The sequence below is a fragment of the Pseudomonas sp. NPDC008258 genome, assembly GCF_042956345.1.
GTDB lineage: Bacteria > Pseudomonadota > Gammaproteobacteria > Pseudomonadales > Pseudomonadaceae > Aquipseudomonas.
The window spans coordinates 139,945-153,183 of record NZ_JBIBGE010000008.1; the positions used below are offsets into that span (position 1 = coordinate 139,945).

At 62.6% G+C, this 13,239-nt stretch carries 6 protein-coding genes; 1 reads left to right on the plus strand and 5 read right to left on the minus strand.

Translation table 11 applies throughout. The features are described from left to right. The first annotated feature begins 124 nt into the window (after positions 1 to 124). On the plus strand, positions 125 to 1,111 hold the full coding sequence (locus ACFY9W_RS08900; protein ID WP_391128565.1) for a diguanylate cyclase domain-containing protein: 987 nt from the start codon (positions 125 to 127) through the stop codon (positions 1,109 to 1,111). A gap of 20 nt (positions 1,112 to 1,131) precedes the next feature. Here the strand turns inward: ACFY9W_RS08900 and ACFY9W_RS08905 are convergent, their stop codons facing one another. The 5 genes from ACFY9W_RS08905 to ACFY9W_RS08925 form a co-directional block, all read right to left on the minus strand. Next, the gene (locus ACFY9W_RS08905) at positions 1,132 to 1,362 is read right to left on the minus strand and encodes a hypothetical protein (RefSeq protein ID WP_391128568.1); all 231 of its coding nucleotides are present in this window, start codon (positions 1,360 to 1,362) and stop codon (positions 1,132 to 1,134) included. Positions 1,363 to 1,505: 143 nt separating this feature from the next. Next, positions 1,506 to 1,901 carry a hypothetical protein gene (locus ACFY9W_RS08910; protein ID WP_391128571.1) on the minus strand — a complete coding sequence of 132 codons (396 nt, stop codon included), beginning with the start codon at positions 1,899 to 1,901 and terminating at the stop codon, positions 1,506 to 1,508. Further along, the gene (locus ACFY9W_RS08915) at positions 1,898 to 10,951 is read right to left on the minus strand and encodes a hemagglutinin repeat-containing protein (RefSeq protein WP_391128574.1); all 9,054 of its coding nucleotides are present in this window, start codon (positions 10,949 to 10,951) and stop codon (positions 1,898 to 1,900) included. The genes ACFY9W_RS08910 and ACFY9W_RS08915 overlap by 4 nt, the downstream gene beginning before the upstream one ends. Before the next feature lie 24 nt (positions 10,952 to 10,975). Beyond that, a complete protein-coding gene (locus ACFY9W_RS08920; RefSeq protein WP_391128576.1) occupies positions 10,976 to 11,494 on the minus strand; it encodes a toxin-activating lysine-acyltransferase in 519 nt (172 codons plus the stop codon). 9 nt (positions 11,495 to 11,503) lie between these two features. Then, a complete protein-coding gene (locus tag ACFY9W_RS08925) occupies positions 11,504 to 13,198 on the minus strand; it encodes a ShlB/FhaC/HecB family hemolysin secretion/activation protein (RefSeq protein ID WP_391128579.1) in 1,695 nt (564 codons plus the stop codon). Between the last annotated feature and the right edge of the window lie 41 nt (positions 13,199 to 13,239).

Below are 13,239 nucleotides of genomic sequence, written 5' to 3' on the forward strand. Positions count from 1 at the left end.
TGCCCCTTGGCGGGGCATGCCGCCCGGAACTTCGCGCCGTCGCCACCACTCAAACCTGCACATCGCCCGCGTGGCGGGCAGGATGCTGGCCGCACGCTTTCAAGTCGAGACCTGATTCGTGCACATGGCCAAGAACATCCCCACGATCCTGCCCGGTACCCCGCCCCCTGAAGCCGCCCAGACTCTGCTGGCCTTGCTCCACGCCCAAGGCGAAGTCGCCCGTTTGAGCGAACGCGAGCAGTTGTTCAGCTCGCTTCTCGACAGCGTCAATGCGGTGCTCTGGGCCTTCGACTGGGAAACCCGCCAGGTGCTGTACGTGAGCCCCGCCTACGAGCGCATCTTCGGTCGCCCGGTCAGCCTGGTGCTGGCCGACTACAACGAATGGCGCGACAGCATCTACCCCGACGACCTGGAATACGCCGAGCGCAGCCTGGCCCAGGTGCTGCTAAAGGGCTCGGTGGAAGACCGCGAATACCGCATTCTCAATGCCGACGGCCAACTGCGCTGGCTGAGCGACAAGTGCTACATCAACCAGCAGCACGAGAGTGACAGGGTGATCATTGTCGGCATCGCCGAAGACATCACCGAGAAAAAACAGCTCGAAGGTGAGCTACAGCGCTTGGCCACCACCGATGTGCTGACCCAGAGCAGCAACCGCCGGCACTTCTTCGAATGCGCCCAGCAAGCCTTCGACAGTGCCCGCGAAGACGGCACGCCGCTGGCCTTCCTGTTGCTGGACATCGACGATTTCAAACGTATCAACGACAGCTATGGTCACCAGGAAGGCGACCAGGTGCTGCAGCGCATCGCCGACAGCGGCAAAGCCGTGCTGCGCCGTGGCGACCTGTTCGGGCGTATTGGTGGCGAGGAATTCGCGGCGGTGTTCCCGGGTTGCAGTGCCCAGGCGGCGGAGCAGATTGCCGAGCGCTTGCAGCGGGAGATCCAGCGCTTGAGCTTCAACCATGAAGAGCAGACGTATGGCGTTACGGTAAGCCAGGGGCTGACCGAATTGACCAATGACGATGTGACACTGAACAGCCTGTATGCCCGGGCCGATGCGGCGATGTACCAGGCCAAGCGGCAGGGCAAGAACCAGATCGTCTGCGGCTGACCGCAGCGCAGGCATGCGAGTCAGCCCAACAATGACTCATAAGCCGCTTCAACCCTCGCGACAATCTCATCCGGTTCCAGGGCCAACAGCTCCACAGCGGTCGTTTCAGCGCTGATCAACTCATGCTCGATGACAAGGGAAGGCAATCCGAGCTTCTGCCTAACTTTGAGCATCGCGGCAGCCTCCAGCGGTAGGAGGTCAAATGGGGGGTATTTGAATTCAGGATCCCAATCACTGCCCTGATCATCCATGTTGCCCAGGAGGTAGCGGCACACCTCTGGCAACGCCCCGACAAGCGTCTGCTCGTCTTCTCACAGTCGACAACCCGTTGATAAACACCTAACGCGTTACCCTCTTGTGCTGTACCGTCCGACGAATACCTGCCATCAAGAAACTAGTCGGCTGCGTTCCAATTAACGAAACTGAACACTGACCTAAACAGTGCTTCGACTTCTGGAGCAGACGCCAAATAGTCAAGCGCTTTCTCTGCCGAGATGGGCATGTCGAACGGATTGAAGCCTCGACTTACTGCAATACCGTAGAGCGCATACTCTTGGACCTGTGTATGTTCCCATGTCGGCACATGGCCAATTACCTTGAAAATTTTGAATAAGTCTTCGTCGAACTCCAACAGGTCGTAGAGGTATGACGGCGCATCTTCCAATACCAACGCCTCAGCACTCCAGACGTTAAGCTCATCCTTACGGATCGCCCCACAAAATAGGCAAGTAACGACAAATGCCAGTAATTCATCATTAAACTTATTCAACTCAATCGTAGACGCAGTCACATCCCACCTCCCATTTTTTCGCCGCCAACATGCCCGGTCTTGCTGTGGATCAGTTCAGGTACCAGCTGCATTCTCCCACTGTCCTGATGATGATGCCATGTATAGCCGTCGATTTTTCTGGACCCTGCATGAATTTGGTCAAGCTGTTTTGCGGTGAACTGCGAGGCATTCAATTGCCCATTGTCAATCGCACTGGCCAAATCCTTGGTAGCAAGCCGCATTTGCCCCTCATAGGTTGCAGATTTGAATGCATCCGCTGGTAGTCGCGTGTCGAACGCACTCACATCATCAAAAATGGGGAATCCTCTATTATCAAAAACGATGCCGGTCACCGGATGGCGTTGTCCTGCCAGCCGCACGTTCTTACCATTAGCCGGCGGTGTTGTTGTAGAGGTTACATTTTCTTCGCCGTATTTGGCCTCAAGTTCAGACCTGACCGTTTTAGGGTCATAAGGCACATCTGACCCCTTCGCCGCCTCAGCATTGAGTTGGTCAGTGAAGTCATTCGGTTTTTTAACTGTTTTCCCGTTGTGCGTAACACTGGGGTTATCGTACGCAGTACTACCCGAGCGAGGGAGATCGGCACTGGTCCACTGCGGTACCGTCTTACCTGCGCCAGCAACCTCGACTTTGGCCAACTTGGCGCTGTCCACCGCCATTTTTTCCAGGCTCTGTCGCCCCAACTTGATGCCGACGCTGGCTAGTTTCACGCCTCCTTTTGCGACCCCTCCGGCCCCGGTGGCAACGCTACCCACCTGCCAAACCAGTTCGCCCAGATCTTTACCTAATTGCAGAGCGTGCTCATCCCCCCCCTGCTCTAGGGCGGTTTTCATACTGTCGATCTTGGTGTCGAGGTCCTGCAGCACACTATCAGCAAACTGCTTGCGTGCTTCATCACTATGGATCAGCTCTTTAAGACCGTTGAGGCTGTCGATCGGGTGAGCGATAAACTCGGCCAAGCCCTGGATATCGTTGAAGCCAGCTTGGACAAGCCCCACGCCGACCCCAGCTTGAGTAATCAAATCCTGCTTCTTGCTGATAAAGCCCCACTTCGCCAGGATCTTCAGTTCAGCGACTACGCCGTCGGCCTCTTTAAGCTCCTTCTTCGCCTGCACCAGCTGCTGTGTCGCCAACCAGTTGTTATCCACAGCCCCCGAAGCCGCACCCGTCGCGGTCGCAGCATCCAGGCCGGTGGTAGCCGCAAGGCCGGTGACAAGGCTGACGATCAGGTTGCGTTTGGCTTCACGTTGGCGTTCGCTTTCGGTGGGACTGGCCTCAGAGAACAGCCCGGTCAGCAAGCTCGACGCTGCCGCGCCAGCCGCGCCGCTGCCACAGCTCTGGCTGCTGGCCGCCGCGCCGGCGCAGGCAACGATGCCGTGCAAGGCCGCATGCAGGGGCGAGCCTTCGACCAAGGTGCCGTTGGCCACCAGGTCACCGATATAGCCAGCGCCTTGCTGCTGTACGTAGTTGACCACCATGCCCTGCAGGAAGGCGCCGTTGCCGGCGCTGATATTACCGCTGGCAGCCGCCACCAGGGCGGTGGTGATCTGCCGGTAGGTGCCACCGGAACCCCAGTTGCCAGCAATGCCATCGGCCTGGCCGCGCAGCCTCTGGGCTTCGTCACGCAGGGCCTGCGCGACCTCATCATCGGTGCTGGAGCGTGCCTTGGCGTCGGCCTCGTCGGCGGCTTTGCGTTTCTCGTCAACTTCCTTGGCCTTGTTCGCCAGCAGCGTGCCGGCTTCGTTGGCAAAGGCATTGACGATCTCGAACCCGGCACGAATCTGCTCTTCATCGAAAATCGGCTTGAGCGTGTTGCTGCTGTCGCGGTCGCTGGACACATCGCGGTTCAGCTCGGCAACCGTCTGCCCAGCACCCTTGCCGGTGCGCTCGCGCTGGGCGGCTTCGTCAGTAATCAGGATCGAGCCACCGCTGATGCCGCTGCGGGTCACGCTACTGGCACTGTCGCTGGCGCTGATCGCGATGGGCAGGCTGGCGCCCAGTTCATCTTCGTTGGTTGGCAGCTCGGTGCCGGGGCTGACCTTGCCGCCCGTCTGCACCTGGCCTTCCTGGTCCTTGCCCGCTGCCTTCCAGCCGCCACCGATATTGAATGTGCTGGCGTCATATTCGGCCTTGTTACGGATGTCGCTGCTGGTCAGGCTGGCGGTAACCAGACGGTTGTTGCCGTCCTGCACGGCCTTGTCGCCGCTGGCAATGACTGCGCCGACCAAGTCGGTGTTGCCGCCCACACGCACGTCGAAGCCACCATCACCGGCCTTGATGCCGGACTGCTCGGTGACGCTGGCGTAGTCCGAGTCCATGTTGGTGCCGCCAAAGTTGGCACTGGCACCGTCCACCGACACCGAGCTGACGCCAGCACAGAACGGCGGGATGCACAGGCTGAGGCCAAAGCCCATGCTGCTCTCGTCAACCTTGAAGGTGTCGGTGTCTTGCAAGCTTTCGATATTCAGATCACCGCCCACGTCGGCGATCACCTGCTGGCCACTGACCACTGCACCGCGCAGGTTGGTGTCGCCGCCAGAAACCAATGAAGCCGTGTTGCCCGCCTGCACATGGCTATTGGTGTGGGTCAGGGTATCGCCGTCGGCTTCGCCACGGTTGCCGCTCACCCCCAGGTCGAGGGTGAAGCCGTTGCGACTGCCCCCCAGCGAAAAACCAATGCCCACGCTGGCACTGCTGCCTTTGCTGTCGCTGTCCTGCTGGCTGGTGTTGCGTGCGGCAAGCAGGTTGATATCGCCATCGGCCACCAGCGAGGCGTCGCGGCCGGCACGAATGTCGCTGCCCTGCACGGTGATATCGCTGTCGCTACCCGCTCCGGTGGCGTGCAGGCGCACGTCGTTGCCAGCGACGATGGTCGAGCCCGCAGCAGCATCGCTGTGCTGCACCGTGGTGCTCTGCTGCTGTTTGGTACCCAGTGACAGGCTGATGTTGATACCCCCGGCCATGCCCGGGTCCTGCGCTACGGCAGTTGCGGCATTGTTCACCGCCAGTGCCGTGGTCGCCGCCGCCAGCGCCTGCATGCGGCCATCCTCGGTTTTCTTCGAGGCGTCGTGCATCTGCTGGCTGGTCTGGATGGCGCTGATTACCGGGTTGGTGATGGTCAGGGTGAAACCGGTCTGCTTGAAGCGCGTTTCACGGGTGCGTTCTGTGGTTTCACGGGCTTCGGTGATTGCAATCTGCTGGGCCAGCACGTCGATGTCGCCCTTGGGCGCCATTACATCACTGCCCACCTGCCGGTACTGGCGGCCGGCGTCGATCAGAATGTCGCCCTCAGTGCTGCCGACGGTGCTGGCACGTGCGGTTTCGCGGGTGGTGAGGTCTTTGACGCTCTGTTCCTGGGTGCCCAGGGTGACCGCGATACCGCCACCGCTGAACAGGCCACTTTTCTTGGTAGCCTTGTCATGGCGCTCGCTGCTGCTTTCGCTGGCGGCTTCGATATTGATATCACGGTCAGCCGCCAGCACGGTCTGGCTGGTGGATACCACATCGCTGCCGCGCACGTTGATGTCGCGGCCCGCTTGCAAGTAAGCCTGCTCGGCACTGAGCGTGCTGCCGCTGGCCTGGGTCTGGCTCACGGTGTCGCGCAGGGTGGTGGTCTTGCTGGAGAACAGCCCGTTGCTGCCCTTGAACTTGTGGGCTTCATCGGCGAATTGGTACTGCTCGGATGCGGTCATTGTCAGGTCGCGCCCCGCTTCGGCCAGCACCATGCCTTCTTCACTGCTCAAGGTCGCGCCGCGCGCCGCAATGTCCTGCCCAGCCCGGACCCGCAGGTCGCCGGTAGCCTGCACCGTACTGCCAGCCTCACCACGACTGGCCTCGTTGCGCCAGTTGCTGGAGTTCCACACCAGCGACTGCTGGTGGCTTTCGCCAAGCGTGGTCAGGTTCACGTCACGCCCGGCTTCAAGCTGGGTGACGCCCCCTGTGCCGGTGTTGACCACCTGCGCCGCGGCCAGGTTGAGGTCGTTGCCGGCCGACACCCGCATCGAGCCCTCGGCGCCGCTGACAAACAGCCCGGCCACCCGCGACACGTTGGTGCGACTGCCTTGTTCGCTGCTGCTGTCGCGGGTCAGCGAACGCACGTTGATATCCTGCCCGGCGTCGATGGCCAGGCTGCCGGTGGCACCGATCAGGCCACCGAGGTTATTGAGGCTGTCGCGGGTCTGCAACGACACATTGTTGGCCTGGATGCGCCCACCGAGGTTGTCGATGTTCTGCGCAGTCAGCGCCATCACGCTACGCCCACCCAGGCTACCACTGTTGAGCAAGTCGCTGCTGAGGTCGAGCTTGAGCTGTTGGCCGGCGATCAGGGCACCATTGCCGGTGAGGTCGCCTTCACGTACCCGCACGTAGACCTGCGGCACCAGCACCTGGCGCGTCTCGCCATTGGCCAGGGTTACCGAGCGCTGCACCAGCCAGACGATATCGCTGGTCAGCTGGGCCATCTGCCCGGCAGTCAGGGCAACACCCGGCACCAGGTTCCAGTCGTTGGCCAAGGTAACGGCATTATCGATCAAGGCCCGGTACTGGGTTTCGTCGCTGGCATAACCGTCGAGGAAGCGGCGCCCAGTGAGCTGGGCAATCTGTTCGCGGATCAGCTTCTGTTCGTAGAAGCCATCGCCCAGGCGCAGCTGGGTGGTGGCCGGGTCGACCTGCAGGCGGTCGAGCATGTAGTCCGACGACAGCCACTGACGGTAGCTGGTGAAGCGCGGGTCCGACTCGATCAGGTAACCCTGGGTACCTGCAGGGTTGGTCTGGAACAGGCTGTTGCTCGGCAGCGCCAGGCTCGGCGCGCCGCTACGTACCAGGTCGGCGACGCCCTGGCCGTCTTCGAGTTTCACCTCTACCACGGCGCCCACCTGGTGCTGCTCGCTGACCTGGGCGTCCACTTGCCCGACTGCCGCGACCTGCTGATCCACCACCTGCTGCTCGCGCCCGTTGATTTGGGTGCCGCTGCCACTGATGGTGGCGTGCTCGCCATACTCGGTGGGGGTGAGGTCGATGTCCTGGATCAACGGTGCCGGGCGATAGGCGGTGACGCTGGTGCCTTGGCGATCACGCCCCTTGCGCTGGATACGATAGAAGTTGGTGGCGGTACCGGCGTCCGTGGTTACGCGCTGGCCATCCACCTCGGTGTTGGTCACCGTGGCTGAACCGGCCTGCAACAGGCCACCCGCGAGGATGCGGCTCTTGTCGTTGAAAACCGAATCGCCGCTGAAGGTCAGGTTACCACCGGCCAGGATCTGCCCTGGCGCCGAGGTCAAAATACGGGTTTCGGTCACCGTACGGGTATAGTCGTAACGGTTGAAATTGTCGCGGGTACCCGTCGGTGTGCGCAGGTGGTCGACTTCGTCGTTGTAGACGCTGACCTCGTCCGGCTTGTAGCGGTTCGGCGAGCCGCTGATCTGGTACTCGCGCAATTGCTCGCTGCTTACCTGCACCTGAGCGGTACTGAAATGTTCGTTGGTGTTGCGCAATGCGGCCACTGCCAGGCGCAGGTCACCCAGCGACTCGACAGTGGCACTGGCATTGCGCAACTCTGCGGCACTGCCGGTGGCGTGATCGTCAGCATCGAGTGCACCACCAATGGCCAGATCGCCGGCGCTGAACAACAGCGCATCTTCGCGGTTGTCGATGGACTGGGCGCCGATGTCCAGTTGCTCGCGAGCAGCGATCACCGCCGCACGCCCCTGCTCGTCGCGGTTGTTCAACGCGTTGGCAGAAATGGCCAACTGATCGCCGTAAACGCGCCCGGTGCCAAGGTTGTCGAAGGTAGCGGCCTGAAGCCGTACGTGCTGGCCGTCGAACAGGCCCCGGTTGGTCAGTTGGCCACCGACCCGCACATTCACTGCAGTGGCAGACAGCTCGCCGCTGGCCTCGTTATCCAGCGCCTGGCTGCTGAGCGCGAGGGCTTTACCGGCCAATAGCTGGCCGCTGTTGCTCAGGCTGCCGCCAATGGCGATGTCCAGCGTGCCATTGGCTTGCAGGCGCCCGCGGATGGTCAGGTCGCCCTGCTGGCGCAGGATAAGGTCGCCCAGGCTCAAGGCTTGGCCGCTGCCGCTGAAGTAGGCGGCATTCATCGACAACAGGCTGCCGGCAAGCAGGGTACCGCTGCCATTGTCGATGCGCAGGCGCGTGGCGTTGCTGTCACGGTCGGCCAGCAACAGCTTGCCGCCTGCCGAAACCAGGCCTGCATCGTTGCTCAGGCCAGTGCTCAGGCCCAGGTCGATGTCGCTGTCGGCGCGCAGTGCGCCCGAACGGTTGTCCAGGCTGTCGGCGCGCAGCTGCAGCGACTGGCCTTCAATGCCATGGTCCAGGCCCCCACTCGTGCTGTTGTCCAGCTGCGCCGTGGTCAAGGTGAGCTGCCCGGCGCTGCGCAACAGGCCGTTGCGGTTGTCGACCGTGTTGGCCTGTTCGAGGGTCAGCGCACCGCGTGCCTGGACTTCGCCCGTCTGGTTATCCAGTTGGGCGCCGGTCAGACGCACCGTGCTTTCACCGATGATCTGGCCGTGGTTCACCAGGGTTTCGGCAGCCAGCAATACGTCGCCCTTGCCGGCGATGAAACCTTGGTCGTTGATCAACTGTGCGCTGTGCAGTTGCACTTCACCCCGGCCGACGATGCCCTGGGTGGTGCCGGAACCGCTATTGCGCAACGCCTTGTCGCCGGTGTCGACCAGCAGGCGGCCACCGGCCTGGATCAAGCCAGCGGCATTGAGCAACTCGCCACTGCGCAAGTCGAGCGTGGCAGCAGCAGCCAGGGTGCCACTGGCGTTATCGACACTTTGACCGCGACTGTCGAGCAACAGGTTGCGGCCACTGACCACACCTTGACGGTTATCCACACCCGCTGCACTCAGCTGAATGTCCCCCGTCGCTTCCAGGCGCCCGCCCAGGTTGAGCAGCCTGTTATCCAACGTGAGCTGCAAGCCGGCATTCACCGAGCCGAGGACCCCGCCGCTGTTGTCCAGCTGGCCGGCCATCACTTGCATGGCCTGGGTGGCCGCCACGGTGCCGGCCAGGTTGCTCAGGCGCTGGGCCTGTATGTTCAAGGCGCCACCAGCGCTGAGGGTGCCGTCGTCGTTGAGCAACTCACCCACGTTGAAACTGGCCGCGCCACCGGCGGCAAGCGTGCCACCGCGGTTGTCCAGGTGCTGGGCACTGCGCACTTCGAGGGTGCCGCCCTGCGCGGCGATGACCGTGCCATCGCGGGTGTCGAGGGTACGCGTGTCGAGCACCAGCTTGCGGGCCTGGGTCTGCCCCTCGGCAAGCACAGCATCCTGCGCCGTCAGCTGCAAGCTGCCGTTACTGGCCAAGGTGCCCGCCTTGCCGTCGAACTGATCGGCCTGCACCGTCAGTTGCCCGCTGCCGGCGTGTTCGACCTTGCCTTGCTGGTTATTCAGGTGGCTGGCTTGCAGGGTCAGGTCCCGACCATTGCTGGCGATGCGCCCGTCGTAATTGTCCAGCGTGCCTGCGGCCTGGATGCTGGAAGCGCCTTGGCCCGTCTGCACCAACTCACCACCGACGTTGGCAATATGCTTGGCCGCCAGTTGCAGGTTACCCACGTTGACCTTGGCACTGTCGCTGCGCAAGGTGCCACCGGCGCTGGCATTGAGCGTGCCAGCACTGTTGATCTGGCTGCCGGCCAGGTCCAGGTCACCTTGAGTTGCATTGAGCCGCATGTCACCGGCCTGGGTCTGGCTACCCTGCAGGTCGATGCTTTTGCCTTGCAGGTCGAGCGTGCCGCTGGCATGGATCTGGCCATTGGCCGTGATCTGTTCTGCGCTGGCTTGCAGGCGGGCATTGCCACTGGACTTGCCTGCGCTATCGACGCCAGCCGCCAGCAAGGAAGCCTTGCTGTTGGTGAGTGTGGCGGCCTCGATATTCACATCGCCTTGACCAGCCAGCACGCCACTGTTTGTTACGCTACCGGCGCTGGTCACCTCCAGTGAGCCTTTGGCATACGCACTGCCGCTGTTATCAACAGCCCCCACCGCTACCTGCAACGCACTGGCACTGCTGATCGTCCCCTGGTTGACCAGCTTGCCATCGGCGCTGACCACCACTTCGCCGGCCATGGCGCCGATTTGCCCGGCGTTGCGCACACCTACGCCGGCCTCGGTGCCCACCAGCTTGATCTTGCCGGCGTACATGCCACCCAGTGCAGCCACATCAATTGCCACTTCCGGCTTGGCGCTGCCATCGCCTGCAAGCGCAGTAGCCTGGGTGTTAGCTGCATTCACCTGGTTGCGCCCGACGGTGACTTTCAGGTCGCTGGCCCACACCCCGGCGTTAACCTCGACGGTGCGTGCAATCAGGTCGGTGTAGTCGCTGTCACGGTCATCCAGGCCCTTGCCAGAGATGCTCAAGGTACCGCCTTCAACGCGGTAGCCGGTGATCTGGCCATTCTCCAGCTGAGCACGCCCGGTGGTCAGCGTGGAGCGGTCGGCGTTAATGAAGCCGCAGCCGTCACAGGTAATACCTGCCGGGTTGGCGATCACAACCTCGGCGCGCTTGCCGGCCACTTCGACATAACCGCGCAACTGGCTAGGGTTGCTGGCGTTGACTTCGTTCAGAATGACACGTGCGCTGCCATTGCCCAGGTACGGGTTACCTTCGACCCAACCGCCCAATTGCGTCTGGCTGTTGCTCCCGGCGTTGTTGAGGATGGCACCTCGGCCATCGACGTCGAACTGGTTGTAGGTGTTGTGCGAAACACCTGCTGCACTGGGCGCCTGGATGTTGACCAAGGGCGTGCCGTTGGCGCTTTCCGTCACCATCGGCCGCTGGCCGCCCGGAGCCGATGGGTCGGCAACAATGCCCGCAGCCCAGGCCGGCGCAGCACTCAGGCTTACCAAGCCCAGGGCGCCCATCACGGCAAAGCGCAAGCGGCCCAAAGTTGCGATGCACTGCTTGGCACTGTGCCCTGGCGCTTGCGTGTTGCCCGGCGCCTTGCCCTGCGCGCTGACATTTTCGGCCACCACCATGAGCAGGCCGCGCGCCTTGTTGAAAACGATCCGGTAAAGGTGCTTGTTCATTGCAACTCCCTTTGCGCTTGCAGGTCAGGCAGCGGTGACGACGGGGTGGGCGGCAAACCAGGCACGGGCCTGTTCGGGGATCACGCCGATGCCATGGAATTTCTTGATCTTCAGGCCACGCTGATCGCCCTTGTGGTAGAGCGCGCGGGCACAGCTGTTGGGGAACACGCGGCTTAACAACAGCCGGCTCAGCGCCTCGGTGTGGCCAAACGGCGCAACCCAGTCGTTCACCCACAGCCGCTGGCCGCTACACCAGTCTGCGTCGTCCATCTCGATGGGCGAACGCGTCAGGTAGCGGCGCTCGGCGGCCTCGTCCAGGCTTAGCCACGACAGGTAGAACACCGGCTTGCCACCCTCGCTGCCCAGCACGAACTGGCGGTGCTTCAGGGCCGGCAGCAGCAGGCTCGACAGGGTGTGCAGCGGCACATCACGGTGCGCCTGGGAGTGCATCCACAACCAGGTGGCGCTGCCCAGCGCCGTGGCCTCGTTCCAGGGCTCGTCGAACACGCCAGGGGCCGTGATTTCAAAGGTGTCGAATCGCATGGTTGGCCCTCAGAAAGACAACGCGACGGTAAAGGCGCTGGTGAAGTGGGCGGTCTCGAAACCATCCGGCTTTTTCAGCGGGGTGCCCCACGACCAGTCGTACGACAGGTTACGGTACCCGCCGCGTACTCCCACCACAGCGCCGGCCAGGCGCCGGCCAACCAGGTAGTCGGCGGAATTGCCGCCCACCTCGCCATAATCGATACCGGTGTAGAGCTCCTGGCCGCTGCTGCCCAGGGCCAGGCCCAGTTCGTTGCTCAAGGTCCAGCCGCGGTCGGCAGCCAGAATGTTTTCACCATCGAAGCCACGCACGCTGTAGCGCCCACCGATGCTGAAGCGGTCCTGGGGAACCAGTTCGGTACGGTTCCACTGCGCGCGCCACGCACCCAGATAACGCAAACGCTGGTCATAGGCACTGAACGGCACTTGCCACTGGGCATCGGCGAGGATGATTTTCGAGCGCGACGAGCCGTCCCCAATCGCCTCTTCAGGGGCCTCCAGCGAGCCATGGGCACCGGTGCCGCGGCGGTAGCTGGCCCCCAAGTCGAGCGTGGCCGGCCCAATGAACTCGCGGTGGTTGAAGCCCGCCAGCCAGCCAGCCATGCGTCGGTGTTGTTGCTGGATCTGCGTGTCGTCGATGAAATTGTCGGACGAGCGCGTCCACAGGCTGCTCCACAACGTGGTCTTGCGCACGGCATCGCGGTATACCAGGCGCGACAGGCGAAGTTCGTTGTTGCGGCTCTCGCCGCGGTACTGGAAGCTCTGGTTAACCCCGGCCACATTCTGGTGGTAGTCGTACTCACTGCTGGTCACCGCCAGCTGCCAGTAACCGAACGGCAGCGAGTAATGCAGCGTGTGGCCCTTGGAGCCTTTGTCGCCTGACTCGCCACCACCCAGGTCGTGGTTGAAACTGGCGTAGAACAGGTCGTTGAGGCTCAATGGGTTGTCCAGCGACAGCGCTACGGCACCCTGGTATTTGCCGGTTGTCTTGCTACCGCCGTTGTCCACCGACAGGCTCAGGCGTGCCGGGAAGCGCTGGCGCCATGCAATGATCACATCGCTCTCGCCGGGCTTGGCGTTGCGGCCGCTGGCGGGGGCAATGCGGATATCGGCTTGTGCGGTGGGCACACGCTTGAAGTTCTCCAGCGCTTGCTCGATATCACGCAAGTTCAACAGGTCGCCGGGCTCAGCCGGCATGGCGTTCCACAGGTTGGCCCGGCGGCTTGTGCCTTCGGCGAAACGGATATCACCAATACGCCCCGGCAGCAGGGTCAGTACCAGGATGCCGCTGCTCAGGTCCTGTGCTTCGGCCAGCACCCGGGTGGTGACGTAACCCTTTTTGATAATCGCATTCTGTATGCGCTTCATCGTGAGATTGATAGCGCCCGACCCCAGGCAGCGCCCCAGCGCGGGGTCACCGTTGGGGTTGGCCGCCGCCAAGGCCCACTGGAACTGCTCGGCGGCATCGCCGATCAGGCGAATGTCGTTGATCCTGAAGCACGGGGTTTCCTGGGCTGGCAGTATTCCGTGCGCGGTGGTGGGTGCTTCCAGGCGCACATCCGGCTGGGCTTCAATCTGCTCACGCAATGCCCGTTCGCGCTGCTGTTGGCGCAACAGAGGATCGTCGGCTGTGGCAGCCAGGCTGCTTTGCGCTGCGCTCAGGCAGCCGGCCAGCAGGAGCAGGCGGAGGGCGATGGTGGGCATATCACATCCTTGTGGACCGATAAGTACAGTGGCGTTTATCG